At 46.9% G+C, this 22,940-nt stretch carries 25 protein-coding genes and 1 tRNA gene; 7 read left to right on the top strand and 19 right to left on the bottom strand.

Annotated elements, in window-relative coordinates; genetic code table 11:
* Window positions 1-271: 271 nt before the first annotated feature.
* Window positions 272-356 (bottom strand) — tRNA-Leu (locus tag MMOL_RS02335).
* Window positions 357-418: 62 nt separating this feature from the next.
* Here MMOL_RS02335 and queA point away from each other — a divergent pair.
* Window positions 419-1,453: a tRNA preQ1(34) S-adenosylmethionine ribosyltransferase-isomerase QueA gene (gene queA, locus MMOL_RS02330; protein ID WP_041928519.1), complete on the top strand. Its 1,035-nt coding sequence runs from the start codon at window positions 419-421 to the stop codon at window positions 1,451-1,453.
* 109 nt (window positions 1,454-1,562) lie between these two features.
* Window positions 1,563-2,432: a hypothetical protein gene (locus MMOL_RS02325; protein ID WP_015831405.1), complete on the top strand. Its 870-nt coding sequence runs from the start codon at window positions 1,563-1,565 to the stop codon at window positions 2,430-2,432.
* Between the two features lie 109 nt (window positions 2,433-2,541).
* Here the strand turns inward: MMOL_RS02325 and MMOL_RS02320 are convergent, their stop codons facing one another.
* From MMOL_RS02320 to MMOL_RS02265, 12 genes are all read right to left on the bottom strand, one after another.
* Window positions 2,542-3,141, bottom strand: a complete 600-nt coding sequence (locus MMOL_RS02320) for a lytic transglycosylase domain-containing protein (RefSeq protein WP_041928639.1) — start codon at window positions 3,139-3,141, stop codon at window positions 2,542-2,544.
* A 67-nt stretch (window positions 3,142-3,208) separates the two neighbouring features.
* A complete protein-coding gene (locus MMOL_RS02315; protein WP_015831403.1) occupies window positions 3,209-4,930 on the bottom strand; it encodes a proline--tRNA ligase in 1,722 nt (573 codons plus the stop codon).
* A gap of 96 nt (window positions 4,931-5,026) precedes the next feature.
* Window positions 5,027-5,677: a hypothetical protein gene (locus MMOL_RS02310; RefSeq protein WP_187287227.1), complete on the bottom strand. Its 651-nt coding sequence runs from the start codon at window positions 5,675-5,677 to the stop codon at window positions 5,027-5,029.
* On the bottom strand, window positions 5,658-6,164 hold the full coding sequence (locus MMOL_RS02305) for a TPM domain-containing protein (protein WP_015831401.1): 507 nt from the start codon (window positions 6,162-6,164) through the stop codon (window positions 5,658-5,660). The genes MMOL_RS02310 and MMOL_RS02305 overlap by 20 nt, the downstream gene beginning before the upstream one ends.
* On the bottom strand, window positions 6,164-6,970 hold the full coding sequence (locus MMOL_RS02300; protein WP_049764461.1) for a TPM domain-containing protein: 807 nt from the start codon (window positions 6,968-6,970) through the stop codon (window positions 6,164-6,166). The genes MMOL_RS02305 and MMOL_RS02300 overlap by 1 nt, the downstream gene beginning before the upstream one ends.
* 65 nt (window positions 6,971-7,035) lie before the next feature.
* Window positions 7,036-7,632, bottom strand: coding sequence for a LemA family protein (locus tag MMOL_RS02295; protein WP_015831399.1), 597 nt, complete (start codon window positions 7,630-7,632; stop codon window positions 7,036-7,038).
* 89 nt (window positions 7,633-7,721) lie between these two features.
* Entirely contained in the window at window positions 7,722-8,339 is a 618-nt protein-coding gene (locus tag MMOL_RS02290; protein ID WP_015831398.1) for a uracil-DNA glycosylase family protein, read from the bottom strand.
* Window positions 8,336-8,821, bottom strand: coding sequence for a ribosomal protein S18-alanine N-acetyltransferase (gene rimI, locus MMOL_RS02285; RefSeq protein WP_015831397.1), 486 nt, complete (start codon window positions 8,819-8,821; stop codon window positions 8,336-8,338). The genes MMOL_RS02290 and rimI overlap by 4 nt, the downstream gene beginning before the upstream one ends.
* The gene (gene tsaB / locus MMOL_RS02280) at window positions 8,818-9,507 is read right to left on the bottom strand and encodes a tRNA (adenosine(37)-N6)-threonylcarbamoyltransferase complex dimerization subunit type 1 TsaB (RefSeq protein WP_015831396.1); all 690 of its coding nucleotides are present in this window, start codon (window positions 9,505-9,507) and stop codon (window positions 8,818-8,820) included. The genes rimI and tsaB overlap by 4 nt, the downstream gene beginning before the upstream one ends.
* A 155-nt stretch (window positions 9,508-9,662) precedes the next feature.
* Complete coding sequence (gene arfB, locus MMOL_RS02275) at window positions 9,663-10,067, bottom strand: alternative ribosome rescue aminoacyl-tRNA hydrolase ArfB (RefSeq protein ID WP_015831395.1); 405 nt, start codon at window positions 10,065-10,067, stop codon at window positions 9,663-9,665.
* 194 nt (window positions 10,068-10,261) lie between these two features.
* Complete coding sequence (locus tag MMOL_RS02270) at window positions 10,262-10,519, bottom strand: hypothetical protein (RefSeq protein WP_015831394.1); 258 nt, start codon at window positions 10,517-10,519, stop codon at window positions 10,262-10,264.
* Window positions 10,520-10,744: 225 nt separating this feature from the next.
* A complete protein-coding gene (locus tag MMOL_RS02265) occupies window positions 10,745-12,682 on the bottom strand; it encodes a DNA repair helicase YoaA (RefSeq protein ID WP_015831393.1) in 1,938 nt (645 codons plus the stop codon).
* 100 nt (window positions 12,683-12,782) lie between these two features.
* Here MMOL_RS02265 and MMOL_RS02260 point away from each other — a divergent pair, with 100 nt between their 5' ends.
* Window positions 12,783-13,331 carry a C40 family peptidase gene (locus MMOL_RS02260; protein WP_015831392.1) on the top strand — a complete coding sequence of 183 codons (549 nt, stop codon included), beginning with the start codon at window positions 12,783-12,785 and terminating at the stop codon, window positions 13,329-13,331.
* Between the two features lie 288 nt (window positions 13,332-13,619).
* On the opposite strand, the gene MMOL_RS02255 is transcribed toward MMOL_RS02260, so the two are convergent.
* Both MMOL_RS02255 and MMOL_RS02250 read right to left on the bottom strand, forming a co-directional pair.
* Window positions 13,620-14,078, bottom strand: coding sequence for a ferritin-like domain-containing protein (locus tag MMOL_RS02255; protein ID WP_015831391.1), 459 nt, complete (start codon window positions 14,076-14,078; stop codon window positions 13,620-13,622).
* Window positions 14,079-14,214: 136 nt separating this feature from the next.
* Window positions 14,215-14,505 carry an Rdx family protein gene (locus MMOL_RS02250; protein ID WP_015831390.1) on the bottom strand — a complete coding sequence of 97 codons (291 nt, stop codon included), beginning with the start codon at window positions 14,503-14,505 and terminating at the stop codon, window positions 14,215-14,217.
* Window positions 14,506-14,783: 278 nt separating this feature from the next.
* On the opposite strand from MMOL_RS02250, the gene MMOL_RS02245 reads away from it, so the two are divergent.
* The 4 genes from MMOL_RS02245 (at window position 14,784) to MMOL_RS02230 (ending at window position 18,620) form a co-directional block, all read left to right on the top strand.
* Window positions 14,784-16,226, top strand: a complete 1,443-nt coding sequence (locus MMOL_RS02245; protein ID WP_015831389.1) for a S41 family peptidase — start codon at window positions 14,784-14,786, stop codon at window positions 16,224-16,226.
* A 133-nt stretch (window positions 16,227-16,359) separates the two neighbouring features.
* Window positions 16,360-17,535, top strand: a complete 1,176-nt coding sequence (locus MMOL_RS02240) for a (Fe-S)-binding protein (protein WP_015831388.1) — start codon at window positions 16,360-16,362, stop codon at window positions 17,533-17,535.
* A gap of 111 nt (window positions 17,536-17,646) precedes the next feature.
* Window positions 17,647-18,282 carry a 2-polyprenyl-3-methyl-6-methoxy-1,4-benzoquinone monooxygenase gene (gene coq7, locus MMOL_RS02235; protein WP_015831387.1) on the top strand — a complete coding sequence of 212 codons (636 nt, stop codon included), beginning with the start codon at window positions 17,647-17,649 and terminating at the stop codon, window positions 18,280-18,282.
* Between the two features lie 20 nt (window positions 18,283-18,302).
* Entirely contained in the window at window positions 18,303-18,620 is a 318-nt protein-coding gene (locus MMOL_RS02230) for a DUF2322 family protein (RefSeq protein WP_015831386.1), read from the top strand.
* Between the two features lie 271 nt (window positions 18,621-18,891).
* Here MMOL_RS02230 and MMOL_RS02220 read toward each other — a convergent pair whose 3' ends face one another.
* The 4 genes from MMOL_RS02220 to bioA form a co-directional block, all read right to left on the bottom strand.
* Window positions 18,892-19,323, bottom strand: a complete 432-nt coding sequence (locus MMOL_RS02220) for an OsmC family protein (RefSeq protein WP_015831385.1) — start codon at window positions 19,321-19,323, stop codon at window positions 18,892-18,894.
* 190 nt (window positions 19,324-19,513) lie between these two features.
* On the bottom strand, window positions 19,514-19,987 hold the full coding sequence (locus MMOL_RS02215; protein WP_015831384.1) for an FKBP-type peptidyl-prolyl cis-trans isomerase: 474 nt from the start codon (window positions 19,985-19,987) through the stop codon (window positions 19,514-19,516).
* A 93-nt stretch (window positions 19,988-20,080) separates the two neighbouring features.
* Complete coding sequence (dacB, locus tag MMOL_RS02210; RefSeq protein WP_015831383.1) at window positions 20,081-21,514, bottom strand: D-alanyl-D-alanine carboxypeptidase/D-alanyl-D-alanine endopeptidase; 1,434 nt, start codon at window positions 21,512-21,514, stop codon at window positions 20,081-20,083.
* Window positions 21,511-22,836 (bottom strand): adenosylmethionine--8-amino-7-oxononanoate transaminase, encoded by a 1,326-nt coding sequence (gene bioA / locus MMOL_RS02205; protein WP_015831382.1) that lies wholly within the window; start codon window positions 22,834-22,836, stop codon window positions 21,511-21,513. The genes dacB and bioA overlap by 4 nt, the downstream gene beginning before the upstream one ends.
* Window positions 22,837-22,940: the final 104 nt, after the last annotated feature.

The raw sequence follows: 22,940 nt of genomic DNA, 5'->3' as shown, positions 1-22,940 counted from the left end.
ATCATTCTCCTAAGTATTTGGTTTAAACATAACGCACTGTCATGTTTGTATGGTTCCATTATGAAGCTATTTAATAAAATCACACTGTCACTGTTCATGAATAACAACTACGTAAAATCATGAACAGAATATCAACACGATAAAGCCAATCACCAACAAAAAACATAACAATCAATAAGTTACATATAAACAAAAGCACTACATCACTTCAGCATATAAAAATTTAAGGCAAAAAAAAAGACTTCTCTTACGAGAAGTCTTTTTTAGTTTTTGGTGCCCAGGGCCGGAATCGAACCGGCACGCCTCGCGGCGCGGGATTTTGAGTCCCGTGCGTCTACCAATTCCGCCACCTGGGCCTCTTGGAATTATACATTCCTGTATAATTGCGATTTCGCTATTATAGCAAGCTATGAGCCATATGAAAACCCAAGATTTCGATTTTTATTTACCTTCTTCATTAATTGCACAACATCCATCCTCTGAACGCACTGCCAGTCGCATGTTATACCTGAATAGCACAGCGAGTAAATTAACGGATAAACAGTTTTTAGACTTCCCGGATTTCTTCAAAGCTGGCGACTTACTCATTTTTAATGACACCCGCGTGATCAAAGCACGTTTATTTGGCAATAAGCACTCTGGCGGCAATGTGGAAGTATTGATCGAGCGCGTGATTAATCAAAATACCGCTTACGCCCATGTGCGCGCATCGCGCTCACCTAAGGTTGGCAGCCGCATCACACTAAGTGATGCTTTTGACGTAGAAGTCACTGCACGCCACGATGATTTATTTGAGCTGCGCTTTTTAAGTGAAGATTCAGTGTTTGAATTACTGGAGCAGCACGGCGCGCTACCGTTACCACCTTATATTACCCACGGCGCCACCGACCATGATGAAGAGCGTTATCAAACCGTGTACGCAAAACACTTAGGCGCAGTAGCAGCACCAACCGCAGGCTTGCACTTCAATACAGAGATTCTGGAGCAACTCAAGGCCAAAGGCGTCAATATCGCTTACGTAACCTTACATGTGGGCGCTGGTACCTTTCAACCGGTGCGCGTAGATAGCGTAGCCGACCACAAAATGCACAGCGAGTTATTTCATGTACCGACAGAAACAGTCGCATTGATTGAAGCAACCAAGGCCAATGGCGGCATTGTCACAGCAATTGGCACCACCGCAATGCGCGCACTGGAAAGCGCCGCCAGAAATGGTACATTGGCCGCAGGTGAAGGCGACACCGATATTTTCATTACACCGGGTTACCGCTTCAACGTAGTTGATAGATTGCTGACCAACTTTCACCTACCTAAAAGCACCTTACTCATGCTAGTCTCTGCATTTGCTGGTACCGATAACATCAGAAAAGCTTATGCTCATGCAGTAGCAGGCGAATATCGTTTCTTTAGTTATGGTGATGCCATGCTTATAGAAAAACTACCGTTAGCATAAATACATAAGTATTACTGATTGCACTATATTGAACAAAAATCGAAATTGAACAAAAGCCAAAATCACTTGGACTAACTGACACTTAACCGTTTGAAGAAATAGAGAAAAAATGCGCGTACTCACCCTACTTATTCCGATTGCCCTAATGACGCTAGCATCTACTGCTAATGCGGAGATTCTACCTGAGGCAGAAGTTGGCATTAAAATCCCGATGGTAAAAAAGCCGACTACACGCCCATTTACCGTCGCACACATACCTGGCTTTAAACGCTATTACATTGCAGATGGTGGCTTAGCTCCTATGGGTAGCGAAACGGAAGCGCCTTACTCAAAATCGCAGATCCACGCCTATGATGAAAATGGCAAATATGTAAACTCATCACGCCCAGGCTACGATAACCGTTCAATTTACTACAACACCAATACACACAAACTAGAAACCGTTACCTATAACATCTCTAGTGATTTAGGCTTTGCGCCTAACTCGGGTATTTTCTCTATCCACTTAACCGAGTCTGGCGATCTGAAAGACTCATCTGACGAGATTTCACAATTCAACCCTGCATTTGGTGATTCAGCGACGATTCCTAGCTACGATGCCGAACATAACCGTTATTTTGCAAAACAAGCGCATGGCAACAACGTGTTTATCGTTGACCCTAATAGCCGAGAAAAAGTCGGTGTTATCGCTTTAGAACTAGACAAAGCAGGTGCCGCGCATGATGACGTGAGCGACTCATTTATTGCTTATACTGCAGTAAAAGGCGAGGAGTTTGCTTTACTGGATGTAGATCATAAAGCTGTATTGCTATTTGATATTACGGGTAAATTTGTAGGTAAATCTGCCTTACCTAAAACACTCAAATTGCGCGCCAACAACCACTACACTGGCTTAGGTTACGCCAACCAAATGCTGTTTGTGTTCCATGAGCCAGAAGGCGAATTTGGTACCTACTATGGCTTCAAAATACAAAAATAATAATCGCTAGCATTAACGAAAAAACCGCCCTTCAGGCGGTTTTTTTATGGCTCATGATTGCTAGCTTATTAACAGCAGTAGCAATTTAATCTATATAAAAATATTTAAATTAAATGTTTTTAGGTGCCACTGACCAGCGATTTGGTGTGTAGTCCCAGTTTTTACGCCAAGCACCGAGGATTAAATTGGGATATTCAGGCTTACCCAAACTGCCGTTGTAACGCCCCAACGCACGATATAAATCACCGCGCTCAATATCCACATAGTGCCTTAAGATCGTACAGCCATAGCGTAGGTTAGTACGCAGCAAAAACAAGTTATGGTCGTTAGCGCCTATGCTACGCACCCAAAACGGCATTACTTGCATAAAGCCGCGCGCACCTACCGATGACACTGCATATTTCTTAAAGCCACTCTCCACTTGAATCAGGCCCAGCACCATTTGCGGATCTAACCCCGCACGGCTGGCTTCATAATGCACGGTGCGCAAGAAGTCTTCTCGATACTGCTGGTCTGGCATGCGCTTTTGCAAGCGTTGTGACATTTCGTTCAGCCAGGCTTGGCCTTCTTCTTTCGTGGCAAAGGTCAGCGTAGGCGCAGCACGGTCACTCACGCTACGCTGCATCAGCGCCTTCACGCTGTTAGAAAGCGGCTCTTCTATCTGCGAGCCAGCATAACTCATGTGAGGCACCAGGGTACCTAACAACATCAGCAAGCTAATTCGTAGTTTTTTGAGCACGCAAACTCCCTAATGCAATGACTGCAACACCTTGATACTAAGCCAATTTTTGCACAAACTCAACCACTGACGCCAGCGCTACAGATTGCGCATCAGCTTGTGTTCTGGCTTTGTACTCCACATTACCTTCATTAAGACCACGCTCACCAATCACCAGACGATGCGGAATACCCATCAAATCCGCCTCAGCAAACATCACGCCTGGACGCTCTCCTCTGTCATCTAGCAGCACATCCACGCCAGCGGCTTGTAGTTCATCATGTAGTTTCTTGGTAGCCGCTTGCACAGCCTCAGACTTATCATAACCAATCGCACAAATCACCACTTCAAACGGTGCCATGCTCTTAGGGAAGATAATACCGCGCTCATCGTTACCTTGCTCGATGGCCGCACCCACAATACGTGATACGCCAATACCGTAACAGCCCATCTCCATCACTTGCGTTTGGCCGTTTTCATCTAGGTAAGTTGCGCTCATCGCTTCTGAGTATTTGGTACGCAATTGGAAAATATGACCAACCTCAATACCGCGGCACAGTGACAACACACCTTTACCATCAGGGCTGGCATCACCTGCCACCACGTTACGAATATCGGCAACCAATACAGGCTCCGGCAAATCACGGCCAAAGTTCACACCAGCCAAGTGGAATTTAGGTTTATTGGCACCACACACAAAGTCGCTCATCGATGCCACGGTTTTATCGGCAATCACGGTCACATTAGCACCTACACCTACTGGGCCAATAAAGCCCGGTGGGCAGTTAAGGTTAGCGCGGATTTCTTCTTCAGTAGCAAATCTAAAATCAGAGAAGCCTGCCACTTTACCCAGTTTTACTTCATTAAGATTGTGGTCACCACGTAACAAGGCTAAATAAAACTTAGCGTTGCCCGCTTCATCTTTCGCAATCAAGGCAATCGCCTTAACCGTGCGCGCTATACTGATTTCTAACAATTTCGCTACGTCTTCGCATGCGGTTTGCTTAGGCGTATCTACCTCGCGCATGGTTTCAGCAGCGGCACTACGGCTAGTGCTAGCAGGAATCGCTTCCGCCAACTCCACGTTGGCCGCAAAGTCTGAGGTCTCACAGTAAGCCAAGCCATCTTCGCCAGAATCTGCCAATACATGGAACTCGTGCGAACCATCACCGCCAATCGCACCGGTATCAGCTTTTACCGCACGGAACTTCAAGCCCAAACGGGTAAATACATTGCTGTAAGCTTGGTACATGGTGTCATAGGTTTGTTCTAACGATGCAAAATCAGTGTGGAATGAATAGGCATCTTTCATCATAAATTCACGCGCGCGCATCACGCCAAAACGTGGGCGAATCTCGTCACGGAACTTAGTCTGGATTTGGTAGAAATTCAGAGGCAATTGTTTATAACTACGAATCTCTTTACGCGCAATGTCGGTAATCACTTCCTCATGCGTTGGGCCAAAACAGAACTCACGCTCGTGCCTATCTTGAATTTTCAGCATTTGCGGGCCAAACACAGCCCAACGGCCAGTTTCTTCCCACAGCTCTTTCGGCTGCACCGCTGGCATTAATAGCTCCAACGCACCCGCATTGTTCATTTCCTCACGCACCACGCGCTCCACCTTACGCAGTACACGCAAGCCTAGTGGCATCCAGCTGTATAGGCCTGAGCCCAGACGTTTAATCAGGCCGGCACGCACCATTAAAATATGGCTTTGCAGTTCAGCTTCGTTAGGGGCTTCTTTTTGGGTGTTAAAGAAAAATTGAGAGGCGCGCATAGTAATGTAAGCTCAGTGCTAAATTAAAATGCGAATTTTACAGATAATCAGTGTGTTAGTCAGTAATACTTATCACGCTGTAGGCGCATACTGTCATTATTTGGCTGCAGCGCGGCCTTTGATGATGGGACTATCCGCTGGGAAATAGCCGGACTTCCACGCAGCAAACGGCACGATGGTGGCTGGCGCACCGTTATCATAAAACCAGCTATCCACCGCATAACGCTCGCCACTAGCTAGCTCATGAATCACTGCGGTGCTGTGCGGCCAGCCAAAAAGAAAATAACTGCGCGTACCCATACTCTCAATCGCATGCAGCTTAATCAAGCCATGCTGATACATTAAGCGCATATAAGTCGTACTATTGATGGCTTCATCGTTGCAGTCTAGCTGCCCGGGATAACGCGAGTTATCAAAGGTGCCAGCACGGTCGGTGCTAGTGCCGGTCTTGGCGCCTACCACTCTCTCCAGTGCGCCAATGGCTTCCGCAATATGCTTGCGCTCTAATGGTGCATCAGATGCATTATTAGGACTCTGGTCTTCAAATATAGCAGTGACGACTTTCCATTCATCACTGGTCAAAGCAACCTGTTTAATCTCGGCACAGCCGCCGCCAGTACAGATTTCAAAAGCGTCCAGTTTAGGTGTTTGTTTATAGATGCGCGTAATGTCGGCAATGGATGCCTGCGCACTCAAGGGCAGTAGTAGTGTTATCCCTAGCAATAAACTATAAAACCACTGGCGCATCTGGCAGTTCATTTTTATTTTCACCTTGCGCCGGATAGTGCTGGATAAGATGTTCGCTGATTTTTGAAATACCTTCAATCACACCGGCTTCAAATTTCCCTTGCTTGAACATATGCTCCATATGGCGGCTAATATGCTCCCAGCCCTGGCTTTCCACATGTTGATGGATACCGCGATCAGCCAGAATCTGAAAATCATGATCGGCTAACAGCAGGTAAATCAACACACCATTATTGTGTTCTGTATCCCAAACCTTTAATGAGGAGAAAACTTCTAACGCTCTATGCTTAGCCGTTTTTTTTGCAAGTAGTGCAGACAAAGGCAACCTCGCCTCCACTGCAAAACGAATCTCGCCTAAGTGCTGCTGCTCACTGGTGGCGATTGCCGCTTCAATACGCTGTATCGCGCCATAACAAAAATGCTTTTTTACGGCACTGGGTAGCGTGCAAAGATGCCGAAACAAGCGTCGCGTCCATTTAGCTGTCATTACCAATCTCCAGATGCGCCGCCGCCGCCAAAGCCGCCACCACCGCCGCCACTCCAACTATCGGATTGGCCACCACCATAGCCGCCGCTGCCATAACCACCTAAGTGCCCCAAGCCGGATGCGCCCATCAATGTGAGAATAAAAGCAACCAAGCCTAATAACAGCGCAATTAACAAAGCCACACCAAAGAACCAGGCCAGCACGGCAATAAAGCCACCATTTAATACACCGCCAAAAAAGTCGCCGAATATTGCACGTAATATACTGCCCAATATCAAGCCACCGACCAGCAGCAACGGTAAAAAGTCGCCTAAACCACCTTGGTTATTTTGCTGCACAGGCGCAGGCAACTGCTCACCAGCAATCAAGCCTATTAGTGCATCCAGTGCTTTGCTGATGCCGCCATAAAAATCACCTTGTTTAAAACTTGGCGCCATAATTTCCGTAATCACACGCTTGGCAATTAAATCAGGAATAGCACCCTCCAAACCATAGCCAACTTCTATGCGCATTTTACGGTCATCTTTTGCCACCAGCAGAATAACGCCGTCATCTTGTTTGTCGCGCCCAATTTTCCATGCCTCCGCCACGCGAATGCTGTACTGCTCAATGGCCTCAGGTTGGGTAGTGGGTACGATTAACACCGCAATCTGGCTGCCTTTTTCCTGCTCAAACGCAGCGATTTTCTGCTCAAGCGCGCTTTGCTGCGCTGGGCTAAGGGTTTGGGTTAAATCGGTAACACGGTGCTGTAAAGCGGGGATAGGCGCAAGCTCGGCATGCACAGTAAACGATGCCAGTAGCATCATGCACAGTGCAAACCAGCTTGCTCTCAAGAATGAATACACGCTAACCACGCAAGTGCTTAGGCTGACTACTTGCTGTCGAAATTAACCGTAGGCGCGACTGAAATCGCCTTTTCATTTTCTACAGTGAATGTAGGTTTGGCTTTGTAGCCTAGCGCCATCGCTGTTAGGTTATTTGGAAAGCTACGTACGGCCACATTGTAGTTTTTGATGGTTTCGATATAGCGATTACGTGCAACCGTGATGCGGTTTTCCGTGCCTTCGAGCTGCGCCTGTAAGTCTCTAAACCCTTGGTCCGCTTTTAGATTTGGGTAGTTTTCAGACACTGCCAGCAAGCGTGATAATGCAGAGCTCAATTGCCCTTGTGCGGCTTGAAACTTGGCAAAAGCCTCCGGATCGTTTAGTAGCTCAGGGGTCACTTGCATGCTACCAACCTTTGAGCGCGCATCGGCTACTTGCGTCAGTACTTCTTTTTCATGTGAAGCGTAGCCTTTTACTACATTCACCAAATTCGGCACTAAATCTGCTCGACGTTGATATTGATTCAACACCTCAGACCAGCCTGCTTTTGATTCTTCATCCAGCGATTGAAAAGTATTGTAACCGCAGCCAGTTAAGCTTAATACAAGCAACACAGCCATTAATCTCAAAACTAAATGTTTCATTGCGATTCCTCTAAAATTGATCAATTACCGACTTTAAATATTACCGGTCTTAATATAGTGCTGAATCTTTATTTACAAGTCTTGGCCAGTCACAACCCTTGCAGAATACGTTTGGCCGCACACAAATCAACCCAGGCCTGAGCCTTATAGGCGGTATTTTTAAGCAAAAATGCAGGATGGTAAGTAATCACCACCGGCAAGTGCTGGTAATAAATCGGGCTGGCGGCTTGGGCACTGCGCCAATCTTCCATACCCTGCAATTGCCCCAGCAAGCTATGGGCAGCGGCCTCCCCCATTACCAGTAGCAATTTAATCGCATGCTCGCCTAGTGTCTCTGCACTTGCTTCTGCAATATCAATACTGCAGTTTATGTTAATCGCTTTCAGCATATTGCTCAATAGCGTTTCTATGTCCTGTGCATTGCTTGATGTGCAATCCAACACAAATCCCATACTGGCATCAGCGCTAATCAGCAGGCGGAATGGAGCGGTAACCACAGTGGACTTCACAGCAGGCTCCTCATGGACACCTTCAAGCGGCACCTGCTCAATGACTGTGCTTAATAAAGGTGTGCTTTCAATCGCGTCGGCAGGTGCTGGCTCGACTGTTATTGGTATGGCTTGCACGCTAGGCAGTGGCGCTTTTAATTGCCATACAGGTAGCAACTCAAGCTCTCGCAGCACGTCCTCACGCGTCATCAAACTCATATCGCTAATCCCATTAAAATTGCATCTTCACGCCCATGATGTGCCGGGTAATAGCCGCGGCGTACTGCCATTTCATTAAACCCGATGTTCTCATACAGAGCAATCGCTGAAATATTACTGGCTCTTACCTCGAGAAACATATTGGCGGCTTTTAGCGCTTGCGCAATGCGAATCATATGCTCCAGCAGCAATCGCCCCAAGCCTTGTTTTTGGTATGGCTTGCTGACACTTAAATTTAATAAATGCGCCTCATCTAGCACCATCATCATCAAAGCGTAGCCGACAATCCGGTCATCATGCAACAACACCCACGCGCTATGTGCAGATTTAAGCGAGTCTGCAAAATTGCCACGCGTCCACGGATGCGAGTAAATGTGCGGCTCTATCTCCATAATGGCATCTAAATCGCTTACCGTCATGGCGCGAAATTGATATCGCGGCGTAGATTTTGGTGTAGATTCCGGTTTAGCTAGTACGCTCATAAACGCAAGCCCTGTTCACGCTCAGCAGTTTTCAGTGCCACACGATTGCGGATATAAATTGGCATGGCATGCTCTGCCGACTTAGCTTCCCCTGCTGCAAATATCGGCCGCGCTAAGGCAAGCACCGCGCTGGCCACAGGCAGCAAGTGGGGCTGCGTAGCGAGTAGCTGCCCGCGGTAGGCATCGGCTAATACATCACCATAAGTTTGCCATCCGCTACCCACGCCCACCCAGTCATCACCGTCAACCGCGGGTACAGCATCCGGTTTATATAGGCCAGGTGCAATGGCTGCCTGCCAGCCGTCCGCCTCCTTCACATACACCGCGTGATACACCTCACCCATGCGCGCATCTAAACAGGCGATTACTTTGGATGCGGCACTCGCTTCAGCCAACGCCATCAAGGTACACACCCCGACAACAAGCAGGTTAGCACCAAAGCCTAAGCCTTGCGCTACACCAGCGGCAATACGCACACCAGTAAACGAGCCAGGGCCCGCGCCAAATGCCAAGCCATCTAAATCCTGCAGCTGCAGCCCTGCTTGACTCAGTAACTGCTGAATCTGCGGCAAAATAATTTGCGAGTGGGTTTGCCCAGCCAACACATCATAGTTAAACACCGCGTTATCGCGCGTGATGGCGAGCGACAAATACTCGGTGGAAGTATCAAAAGCTAATAGGTTCATTGGTTAAATTTTAAAATGACACTTGTTAAATTGCGCCAGAGTCAGCCATTTACAGTGACCATAACAACAGGTTTAAATCCTAATCAAAACAGTTAAGACACCAGATTAAGGCGTCATATTAAAACGCCATAAAACGATGAGAAAAACATGGTGCTCTATTCACCCGCTATTTTGCCACGCAATTGCTTTAAATGCCCGCGTTGTGATTTAGTTTCTAAGCGACGCAGTTTTGAGCCATAAGTGGGGCGTGTAGCGTATCGGGTAGGTTTGACCTGATTGGCCGCGTTGGTAATCTCATGCAAGCGCTGGACGGCATCTTTTTTGTTCGCCTCTTGCGTACGATACTGCTGTGCTTTGATGACCAACACGCCATCATCATTGATACGGTTATCTTTAAGATGAAGCAAGCGCTCTTTCAGCCAATCACTCAGGCTTGAGGCGTGAATATCAAACCGCAAGTGAATCGCACTGGAAACCTTGTTTACATTTTGCCCACCCGCACCTTGCGCGCGAATTGCAGTAAGCTCGTAGTCACTTTCTGGAATCTGAATCAGATGCATCGCAACAAATTTGGGAGAGTTCAATTAAAAAGAGAACTATAGCGCCAATTGGTTTAAGAGTTAGATAAAATTAAAAAAGCTGACCTTATAGCCAGCTTTTTTAATTTATTTAGTGCTAACGGCAGTAGAAAATCCGACCGCTACCGCTAGCTAATTTGGCGTTACGTATTAAGTTATTGCGTATGAGTATCTGCCTAAATTTGCGGCTTCTGATTTGCCGCTGTACTCATTTTCACATTCTTTGGTGCAGCTACCTCTTTTACCGCCACCTCTTTTGCTTTGGCAATCGCTGGTTTAACTGCAGGCTGACTTCGCATATGAGCAGCGACACCAGCACTTGCTTCAGCCGTACAACCCCCGCCCATCACTGTTTTATTGCAATCGCCAGCAAAACTAATTGTTGAAGCAAAAAGAACTACGTATGCAAAAAGCGCTGATAAAAAACGAATCATGATGAATTCCAAAAGTTAAAAACGTATGCGAAATTTTCAGTGCCACATGGTGAACGGCGCTAAAAACATAAAGGACGCGCATTCTAAACTAATTAGAATATCAAAAATATAGGATTTACTCCCTAATCATCACTTTTACAAAATACTTACATTTGGTTGCATGTTAGGTAAATGAATGACCGCAGGAAAAAAGCGCTACCTACTCATTGCACATAATTAAACTAGTCAATCTAAATCATTAGCAAAAAACGCCTGCACATCACTTAATACCCGCGTGCGCTTGAACGGCGGCAAGCTTTGCCAGATGCGCTTGCCATACGCCTTGGTAATCAGTCGTGGGTCACAAATCATCAGCACACCACGGTCGTCTTCATCACGAATCAAGCGCCCGGCACCCTGCTTTAGGGTAATCACAGAATACGGCAGCTGGTACTCCATAAATGCATTTTTACCCTCTGCATTCAGTTTATCCACGCGTGCCGACAATACAGGATCATCTGGCGGTGCGAACGGCAACTTATCAATAATCACCACACTTAAGGCCTCACCGCGCACATCTACGCCTTCCCAAAAGCTCTGGCTGCCAACCAATACGGCATTGCCCAGCTTGCGGAAACGATCAAGCAGCTCAGTGCGCGAGGTATCGCCTTGCAACAACAGCGGGCTTTCAATGCCGTTTTCTGCAAACGCGTCTTTCAGTAAAGCATGTATTTCGCGCATCGCACGCAAACTGGTCGATAGTACGAATGCACGCCCGCCGCTGGCCTGAAGCACAGGCAGCGCGGCGGCTGCCACGCAGGCAGTGTAGGATGGGTGATTGGGGTCTGGCATATCAGGCGGCACATAAAACAAAGCCTGTTCCTGATAATTAAAAGGACTTTGCCACGAAGCGGTAGCCGCATCTTGCAAACCCATTTGCGCTAAATAATGGCTAAAATCGTTTTTAACCGCCAAAGTAGCTGAAGTAAATATCCATGCACGCGGTTGTGCACTTAATTGCTTACCAAAGCCCTCCGCTACGCTGAGCGGTGTAGCGTGTAACTGTACGGATTGTGTAAACACCTCAACCCAGCGCACTAAGTTGTTATTCTCGGCAGCATGCCAGCGGCTAAGCAAATCATACAGCGCCATACTGCGCTGCCAGCATTTCTCTAGCAGCGGGTCACGCGCGGCCTGCGTCTCCAGCACCTGAGCCAAGGCTTGTAGTTGAGACTGCATGTGTTCAAATGTAGGTTCAAAGTTTTTCAGTGCCAGCGCTTTTTGCACCGGCATGCGTGAGCCTTCGTAAGAGAAAATCAACCTAAAATCTTTACAGGCTTTTTCCAATACGGGAATCACCTCACCTAGCTGTACGCAGTCTTTAGCTAGGCTTAAATGAGCCGCGGTACAATCGCGCGCTAACTCCATTAACTGGCTGGTGGAGATATCCTCGCCAAAAAATAAACCAGCCACCTCCGGCAGTTGATGCGCCTCATCAAAAATCACAGTATTGGCACTAGGCAGCAGTTCGGCCACACCTTCATCACGCAGCATCACATCGGCAAAAAATAAATGGTGATTCACCACGACCACATCCGCAGCCAGCGCTTGCTTACGCGCCTCCATCACAAAACACTCTTTGTAGAAGTTGCAATCGCCGCCTAGGCAGTTATCGCGGGTTGAGGTAACGTTGGCCCATATCGTGGCACTTTCGGGTACGCTGTTCAGCTCACTTTTGTCGCCAGTTTTACTGTTCTCAGCAAACGCCTTGATGACGTGCACGTATTTAGCATCATCTTTCGCTAAAAAACGCCCTTCGTTAGCGGCCCGCTCTAAATGGTAATGGCACACATAATTGGAGCGGCCCTTTAGCATTGCAACCGTCACTGGCACTTTCAGCGCATCACGCACATTGGGCAGATCACGGCTAAACAGTTGGTCTTGTAGGTTTTTAGTGCCGGTAGAAATGATGACCTTACCGCCAGTTAGCAACGCAGGTACCAAATAGGCAAAAGTCTTACCGGTACCGGTGCCGGCTTCAGCAACCAATTGGGTATTGTGCTCAATGGCATCAGCAATCGCCAACGCCATTTCCAATTGCTGGGTACGCTCGTGGTAGCCAGCAATGTGCGAAGCTAAAATTCCATCTTTTTCAAAAACCTGGCGGATACTGTATTCACTCATAGAACAGCAATTATCCCATGAGTTAGCACGCTCATGTTTGCTTTTAACTTAAGTTAGCGTCACATTTGGTACTTTTGGCTAAGTTTACTATAATGAGTCCGTGGCAAAATTTACTTACTACAATTATCTAGTTTGTTTAGTGCTTGCACTCACCAGCGCATCATGCGCGGCAACCCCTAATGGGCTTACCAGCACCAACACACTGACAGAGAAATCTGCGCCCGCCGAGCCAGTTGAGGCTCACCACGCGTGGCCGGAACGTGCTCGCGAAGTGTTAGTGAGTGCACTTAGCCTTACTGGCATTACCTACAAATATGGCGGCACTTCACCAGAAACCGGCTTTGATTGTAGCGGCTTTGTGCGCTATGTATACCAGCAAGCCACCAACCTAAGTCTGCCGCATGGAGCAAAAGCCATTAGCCAGATCGGCAAGTCCGTCTCTAAAAGTGATTTGCAACCAGGCGACTTGGTGTTCTTCAACACGCTTAAATCAACCTTCTCACATGTGGGTATTTATGTAGGGAATAACCGCTTTATTCACTCGCCAAGCAGTGGCGGCGGTGTGCGTGTCGATGATATGCAAACCAGCTACTGGAGTAAACGCTTTAATGGCGCCCAGCGTATAGAGCCAGACCAAGATAAAAACTAAGCCTCAAGATAAAACAAGCCTAAAGTTCAGACTAAATCTTAAGAACTACAACCTAGAGTCAGAGATAGAACCAGACCCAAGAATTAAACCGGGAACAAATCAATCAGGGGAAAACTAAACGAAGCCCAAGCGCTGCACGTTTAACCGCGCAATCATGAGCTTCGTTGTTGTTTGATACTGCATTTAAAACTCTTCAATACTTATTTTTGTTTTACTGCCTTAATGCCAATACCTTTTACTAACTGGCGAGAAAATGCCGCCAGCGTATATTAAGTGTGAATATCTGAATTAGGCGTGAAACTTAGCCAAGTCACCAGGTTTACGTAGCATTTTATCTACTTCACCTAAATGCAGCTCTTCTTGGTAAATCATTTCTCTAGCGTACTCTTCCAACATCACTGAATCACCTTCTACCAGTTTCAATAATGCTTTATAGGCATTTAAAGCTGCAGTTTCATGTGCTAAAGACTCGCGTAAAATATCACCGATGTCATGATTATGGGTTTCTAACAGAGGGCCGATGGATAATGACGGATGGCCGCCTAAATGCGTAATAATTTCACCCGCTTTATTTGCATGATCTAAAGACTCAGTTGCCTGACTGCGCAACCAAGACACAATAGGAATACGGTTGTAACCAAACACCATCAACGAATAGTGGGTGTATCTTACAACCCCGGCTAATTCAAACTCTAAAATAGTATTGAGTGCTTCCACAATGGGACTGTTATCGTGATGATCTGCCATTTTGTAATCCTTTCTTATCAAATAAATATATCGCCCGATGCCAAATCGGTCACGTTAAATACTGACGCATGCGATAGACAACTAACGCTCGAAAACAATCCTCCAGCATTAATCGGCAAGTATTAATCCTCGAGCACTAATCTTCAAGTGTCGTTTTATCACTATGCCCCAAATGACGGTCTGGGTCTACTCTATCACGCACCAACTGTTTAATCTCTTTGGACTCAGGGAACCTGCCCGCTTCTTTTCTGGAAAAAATCAGCGCATCATTTAAGCGCACCTCAAAAATGCCGCCAGTGCCAGGCCGTAACGCTACGCTGTATAAGTCCTGCTCAAACGTGGTCAACAACTCCTGCGCCAGCCATGCCGCCCGCAATAACCAACGACACTGCGTGCAATACGTGATTTCAACAATATATTTACTCAATTTGTATGTCCCGACTGATATAGTTTAATATGCGTAGAGCGCAATATAATGATTAAACTCTGAAACTAAAATTTTTTTGGCAACTCATAGTTATCGCTAGGCTAGTGATTTGGCCTCGTAAATATTTAGTCTAAAAATATTTAACAAGAGAAATCTAGCGCAATAAACCAGAATCTAGCTTTGATATGTAAACCACATCAGGTTGATGCATTCAAAGTGAGTTGAGATATTAAAGCATAAATCAGTTACTGTTACTTTTGTTAGGACACCTTACATTCATGCAAGTAAATAATAAACATCACCGGCTTAAAAAAATTGGGCTAGTTGGCTCAGGCTTAGTGCTTGGCCTTATGCTAAGCCTAACCTATTCTGCAGTTGCAGAAAAAATGGTTAAACCACAGCTGCCGCTGGATGACCTGCGTGCATTTGCTGAAGTGTTTGGCAAAATCAAAACCGACTACGTAGAGCCGGTTGAAGACAAAAAACTCATTTCAGAAGCCATCAGCGGCATGTTGACCGGCTTAGATCCACACTCCACCTACATGGACCCAGATGCATTTAAAGACATGCAAGTTGCCACACAAGGCGAGTTCGGTGGCTTGGGTATTGAAGTAGGCATGGAAGATGGCTTAGTAAAAGTAATCTCACCGATTGAAGACTCTCCTGCTTATGCCGCCGGCCTGAAAAGCGGTGACTTAATCGTTAAGTTGGATGACACGCCAGTAAAAGGCTTAACCTTAAATGACGCGGTTAAACGCATGCGCGGCAAACCTGATACTAAAATCGTACTCACGGTTATCCGCAAAACTGAAACCAAGCCGCTCAAGTTCACGCTCACCCGCGCGATTATCAAGAGCAAAAGCGTTAAGTACAAACTCACAGAGCCAGGTTACGCCTATGTACGTGTAACACAATTCCAAGAGCGCACCGGTGAAGACCTAGCTAAAGCCCTCAAAACCATGCACACAGAAAACAAAGGTGCATTTAAAGGCTTAGTGTTAGACCTACGTAACGATCCGGGCGGTTTATTAAACGGCGCGGTTGGCGTATCTGCCGCTTTCTTGCCGAAAGGCGAGCTAGTGGTGTACACCGAGGGCCGTGCACCGGACTCTAAAATGCAGCTTACCGCGACACCAGAAAACTATGTACGTGGCGGCGCAGCAAACGACTACATCCGTGATTTGCCTGACGACATTAAAACAGTACCGATGGTGGTGTTGATTAACAGCGGCTCTGCTTCTGCTTCCGAAATTGTGGCAGGCGCATTGCAAGACCATAAACGTGCGGCAGTGCTGGGCACACAAAGCTTTGGCAAGGGCTCAGTGCAAACCATCATGCCGATGAACAATGGCGCAGCGATCAAACTCACCACCGCGCGCTACTTTACGCCTAAAGGTCGTTCTATTCAGGCGAAAGGTATTGTACCTGATTACTTGGTAGAAGATGGTACCGACCAATCTGGCGCAATTCATGAAGCGGATTTATCTCGCCATCTTTCTAACCCGAAAGATGCTGATGCCAACAAACCTGCGGATAGCACTACTCGCAGCGATGCCGCTAAAGCTAAAGCGAATGAGAAAAAATTCGCGGAACCTAGCGCACCGATTGAACCTGCAAGCAAAGATGATATTCAATTTACGCAGGCGATGAATCTACTTAAAGGCCAGCCTGTGGTGCAATCTACCCCTGCGGCAAAAGCAGATGCACCAAAAACTGAGTAACGTATTGCTGCAATAAAAGTGACTACTTTGTAAATTAAACCGCCTCAATACTTGAGGCGGTTTTTTTACGTCTGCAATCACGACTTGGTATTGTTTAAGAAATGTTGAGATTGAAAACGATTATAATGTGCTCATGACGTTATCACTTAAAGAACTCACTGCTGAAGCTGACCGCTGCGTTGCATGTGGCCTGTGCCTACCGCATTGCCCTACCTATAGAAAAACGGGCTCAGAGGCAGACTCTCCACGTGGACGCATCCAGCTTATTCGTGCCGTGTCGCAAGACATTTTGCCTAACAACGCACGCTTCAAAGAGCATATTGATTTATGCCTAAGCTGCCGTAGCTGCGAATCAGCATGTCCAAATAGCGTCAGCTATGGTGCGCTGGTAGATACCACGCGCGCACTGTATATCAAGAAAGAAAGCCATTGGTTAAGCCTAGCCAAACCATTTATTCGTTACCGTGCATTAAGCTACATAGGCACTTGGCCACTTTGGTTACTATCCAAAGCCAAACTACTAGGTACCTTAAAGCGCATGGTGCCGGCCGCTCGCTTACTGCCTACCATCCCCAAACCTATCGTTTGGAAATCTTTATACCCGGCAACCCAAACTAAACGCGGCGCGGTAAGCCTGTTTTTAGGCTGCGCCAGCAATGCTTTTGACAACCAAACATTAAGCGCCAGCATTGATGTATTAAACGCACTAGGCTACGACGTACACGTGCCCAAGGCGCAAACCTGTTGCGGCAGCATTGTCCGCCAAGCAGGAGATGCAGTTGAGGCAGATGCGTTGATTGCTAAAAATAGTGCCAGCTTTGAACGCACCATGCCCATACTTACCGTAGCCAGCGGCTGTGGCTCTGGCCTGCAAGACTATCTCGCCACGCATCAGGTGCAGGACATCAGCACTTTTTTGATTAATTGCGACTGGTCTACCGCACAGCTGGCACCACTGCAACAGCGTATTTTTGTGCAAGACCCTTGCTCACTACGAAATGGGCAGAAAGCGCAAAAAACGGTTTATGATTTACTGAAAAAAATTCCGACTGCCGACATACAGGCACTACCTGGCAACGGCCAATGCTGCGGCGGTGCTGGCGCTTATGCCATTACACAACCGGAGATGGCCAATACGCTACTCAATGATAAACTGGCCGCCATAAAATCAAATCAGGTATCTATACTGGCCACCTCCAATATAGGCTGTAGCTTGCACATCACGCAAGGCTTAGCACACGCAGGCTTGGACGTGCATGTGCTGCACCCGATACAAATCATAGCGAAACAAATGGGGTTTAAGGCATAAGCAAGCAATAGCGCTTAACACAGGCACCATCAGCATGCGCCTGTGTTAGGTAGTTAAAACAAAGCACAGAACACTAGCTTAGCCCAGATAATTGAGCGTAGAATAACTTTCATGAACAGATTACTCACTACAGACAAATTAATTTGTGCCTTGGACACTGGCTTGCGCACCCTGTTTGCCAAGCCACACAGCGAGCGTGCGCATCCTGATATGGCGATTGATGAATCGCCAATGGATAACCAGCAGAAGAAACATGTTAGTGCACTGATGCGCGTTAATCATACTGGCGAAGTCTGTGCGCAGGCTCTCTATAGCGGCCAAGCGCTAACCGCGCAAAGTGCCGCAACCAGCATCACCATGCAACAAGCAGCGCGAGAAGAAACCGAACACCTGGCGTGGTGCGAATCACGTATAGAAGCTTTAGGTGGCCATACCAGCGTACTCAACCCTTTGTTCTACGCCGGCTCATTTGCAATCGGCGCAGTGGCCGGTGCTTTGGGCGACAAATGGAGCCTAAGCTTTTTAGAAGAAACCGAAAAACAAGTCGGCGCACACTTAGCCAGCCATCTTGACCAACTGCCGGCTACGGATGAAAAATCGCGCCGCATCATTGAACAAATGCAAATTGATGAAGCCAAGCACGCTAACGATGCAAGACAACAAGGCGCAGCTGAGCTGCCAGCGCCAATTAAGTTCTGCATGACAAAAATGTCGCAGCTCATGACAAGCACTACTTATCATATCTAATTATTTCTTAAGGCAATACCATGCAAAAATTTAGTGATGTACTACAAACCCTCGATGACGCTTCTAATGTTGAGCGTATCGAGCTGTATAACAAAGACGGCAGCCCAGCAGGCGTGATTGAAAACAAACCTGGCAGCCAAGGCTCTATCAAGGTTTATAGCCACTTAGCGCGCATGTATGGAGAAATCTCTTTAGATGCCGCGGTTGAAGGCTTAAGCCTGTATGCAGAGCATACGGAAGATGCCGAGAACTGCCCAGGCAAGCATCCTAATGTAGACCGACTGCTGAATATTCTAGAAGACGAACAGCCGCTAACAATCAAAGTAATTGAGGCATAAGCGTTCGCCATGTCGGGCTAGCTACCGGCTTGCATGGGCTGGCTAAAGCTCAGCCCGATGCAATTAACCCAATAAAAAAGGGGATGAACATTTCATCCCCTTTTTTTATGATGCTGGTTTTTATTATATTTGAGCCGAATACTTATAAGCGGGCTTTTATAGCAAGCTCTTTGTATGGTGCGGCCTATAGTAAAAACTTCAATCAACAACCTTTAATCACCTCTTAACTCACAGAAGCTAATACTGACCTAAACTTAAGGCTTACAGTGGCTTAAGTAGCGGCTACGCTAAGCGGCTTAATTTCAAAGCTATGCGTAATCTCGACACTTTTGCTCAACATGATAGAGGCTGAGCAATATTTCTCGGCCGAAAGTTTAACCGCACGTTCTACCTGTGTTGGGTTTAAGTTATCGCCCGTCACCACAAAGTGCACGTGTATCGTTGTAAACACTTTTGGAATTTCATCCGCACGTGCCGCATCGATTTCGGCAACGCAATCAATAATAGGCTGGCGCGCTTTTTTTAGAATAGCCACCACATCAAATGAGGTGCAAGCACCCATACCGATGAGCAACATTTCCATCGGGCGCATGCCGATGTTACGACCACCATTCTCCGGTGCGCCGTCCAACACTACCGCGTGACCAGTTTCTGATTCGCCGACAAAACTGACGCCGTCTATCCACTTAATTGTAACCTTCACTTAACTTCTCCCAAAAATGTAATTTTCTAGCCACAAAGGCCATCAACATCAATCTAATTAGCTAAAGCTAAAAGATTGATGCGATAACGTCAGACGAGGCGAGCGCAAAACATAAAGCCAAAGTATGCATATAGTATGCAAGGTATTATTTTTTTATAAGCAACGCCGTATGCTGACGAAGAATACATTTTTATTTAACGCCTAATAACTCCACGTCAAAAATCAAATCTGCATTAGGTGGAATCACGCCACCTGCACCACGCGCACCGTAGCCCATTTCTGATGGGATAATCAACGTACGTTTACCACCAATTTTCATGCCAGCAAAGCCTTCGTCCCACCCCTGAATCACTTGGCCACCACCTAAGAAAAATACAAAAGGTTGCTTGCGATCTACGCTGCTATCAAACTTTTTACCTTTGCCATCTTTAGCAGCTGCGTCGTACAGCCAACCAGTGTAATGCACGGTAACATTAAAACCAGGCTCGGCCTCACGACCCTCTCCTACTAAAGTATCAATCTTTTGTAACTCTTTAACTTGCTCTGACATCGCTTTTGCTTCCTTTACTGTTGACTTATCTGATGTTGATTTATTCGACTCGGCTTGACATGCACCTAAGCTTAACAAGCAGACGATTGCGAGTAATGATCCTAATAATTTCATTGTGTGTCCTGTGGCATTGTATTTAAATGTTGTATCTAAATAATGAAGAAACTTAATCCGTCATCATACTTTAAAATCTGCATAGCCGTTAGCTCACGGTAGGCGATGTACCCACTCCACCAAGGCATCCTGCGCATCGCGGCTGGCACCCGCATTAGGGTGATTCACCAGCATCACCATCACATAGCGGTGCCCGCTAGCGCTCAGCACATAGCCGGCAATACTGCTTACCCCGTTGATAGAGCCGGTTTTAAGATGAGCCCGACCATTCACTGCACTCTCTTCCAACCTATGTTTCACCGTACCATCTAATGACAATATCGGCATAGACGCCATGTATTCAGGCATCACTGGGCTTAAGTAAGCGCGTACTAACATTTTACCCAAATGCTCTGCGCTAATGCGCTCCACGCGTGATAAGCCTGAGCCGTTCTCTATCACCAGCCCTTTAAAACTTAAGCCGTTGGTGGACAACCAATCCTGAATGGCAGCAGCACCCTTTTGCATAGTAGCTGGTGCCCCCGATTTTTCTGCACCCAGCGTGAGCAGCAGTTGCCGTGCCATCAGGTTATTGCTCCACTTATTGATATCACGCACTACCGTACCTAAAGGCTCAGACGCTTGCTCAAGCAGCTTTTTGGCATTAGCTGGCACTGGCTGCAGCTTTAATTTTCCGTCAAAGCTACCCCCTAATTCGCGCCATAGTTTTTTAAAGGTAAAGAAAGCGTACTGCGTATCGTCAAACAAACTAAGCTCGATATAACGTTCGCCACAATCAGCAGCATATATTCCCTTAAAACTTACCACAGCTTTCGCTGCCTTATTTTGGGTGCCGACTGATTGGCTACCATAAGGCTGGATGTCATAGCTCATTCTGCCGCGCCAATTGCCACAGTCTCCGTCCACCCGCTTCATGTGATTAACTATCGCCACCTCAGGTAACTCAAACTCCTGATTGACGCTCACCCCAATTTCATTGGCAAGAAAACGAAAGCTGGTGCTGCGACCATTCACAGAAAACGCGCTAGGCTTTGCATTGTAAGCACGCCATTTTTCATCATCAAAGCTAACACCATTATCAACATCATCAGCAAAGTAGCTTTTATCTATCAGCAAATCGCCGTTGATTTTTTCCACCCCAGCCTGCTTTAGGCTCATCAATAGGCGCCAAAAATCCTGCACTTTAAAGCTAGGGTCGCCATAGCCTTTGATGATTAAATTGCCGTTTAATACGCCATCTTTGATAAGGCCGTCTTGATACAGCTCGGTTTTCCAGCGGTAAGCTGGTGTGAGCAAATCCAGGGCGGCATTGGTCGTGACCATTTTCATCACTGATGCAGGGTTCATGCTTTTGTCTGCATAGTGACTTAAGATTGGCACACGGCTATCTACCGCCTGCACGTAAATAGATACATCACTGGCAGGCACCCCGGACTGTGCCAATTCAGCCGCAACTGTTTTAGGCAGCTCGGCATGCGCCAGTCCGCTCAGCAGCATGAGGCTTACGATGAATGTGAATTTTTTCATAGAATTTGCTTAATCACCTGATGCGTGTTGCGCACCATAAAGGCAATTTCGTCCCGACTCATGATGTACGGCGGCATGAAATAGACGGTGTTGCCAATCGGGCGTAACAGCAGACCGTGCTGCATGGCAAGCTGGTAGCACTGCCTAGAAAACTGCTGGTTATTGGTGACCACATCAAACGCGAATATCATGCCTTGATGCCGTAAATGCTGAATCGGCAAGTCAGTGAGCACTTGCATTTCACGCACAATTGCGTCTGATCGTACCGGATTATTTTGCACCACATGGTCTGCTTTAAAGATAGCCAACGTAGCCAATGCGGCGCTGCATGCTAATGGGTTACCCGTATAACTATGGCTATGTAAAAAGCCGCGCACGGTACTTGGGTCATAAAATGCCTGATAGACATTATCGGTTGTCAGCACCGCAGACAGTGGCAAATAGCCGCCGGTAATGCCTTTAGACAGGCAGACAAAATCTGCGATATCACTTACCTTACAGCGCTCACTCGTTGCTTGCTCAGTGGCAAACATAGTGCCAGTGCGACCGAACCCAACCGCAATTTCATCGGCAATCAAATGTACTTGGTATTTACTGCAAATTTCGCGCGCTTTAGCCAAATACACTGGATGGTACATTGCCATGCCAGCGGCACACTGCACCAAAGGCTCAATAATAAAGGCCGCCAGTTCAGTGTGATGCTGCGCTACATACTGCTCTAATTGCGCTGCGCAACGTAAAGCATAATCTGCCGCACTCTCACCCACTTCTGCCAACCTAAAATCAGGGCTAGGCATTTGCGCAGATTGCATTAACAATGGTGCATAGGTATCTTTAAAAATCGCAACATCCGTCACCCCCAGCGCGCCTAGTGTCTCTCCGTGGTAACTATTTTGCAGGCTGATAAATTTGGTTTTAGTGGGCTGGCCAATATTACGCCAATAATGAAAGCTCATTTTGAGCGCAATTTCAGTAGCGCTAGCACCGTCACTCGCGTAAAACGCATGGCCTAGCCCAGTCAGCTCTGCCAACTGTTCAGACAGTGCAACTACAGGCTCATGGGTAAAGCCCGCTAACATGACGTGTTCTAAAGTATCCAATTGCTGCTTGATGGCGTCTTTGATGCGTGGGTTGTTATGCCCAAACAAATTCACCCACCAGGAACTAACGGTGTCTAAATATTTTTTGCCGTCTGCATCGTAAAGCCAGACGCCATCGCCGCGTTGTATCGGCGTTAATGGAAAGGACTCATGTTGCTGCATCTGCGTACACGGATGCCACACAGATTGCATACTGCGGTTTAATAGGTTTTGATTACTCATGGCTGAATTGTACGATAATTGTACGAAGTTTTTCACCTGCCAAGAAATCAAATATCGTCAATCAAATGTCGTCATAAGCTGTTGTTTAGTCTAAAATTCAACCT

This window comes from Methylotenera mobilis JLW8 (assembly GCF_000023705.1).
GTDB classification, from domain to species: Bacteria; Pseudomonadota; Gammaproteobacteria; order Burkholderiales; family Methylophilaceae; genus Methylotenera; species Methylotenera mobilis.
The sequence above is the reverse complement of the archived record's forward strand: the minus strand, read 5'-3'. Positions and strand labels throughout refer to the sequence as shown.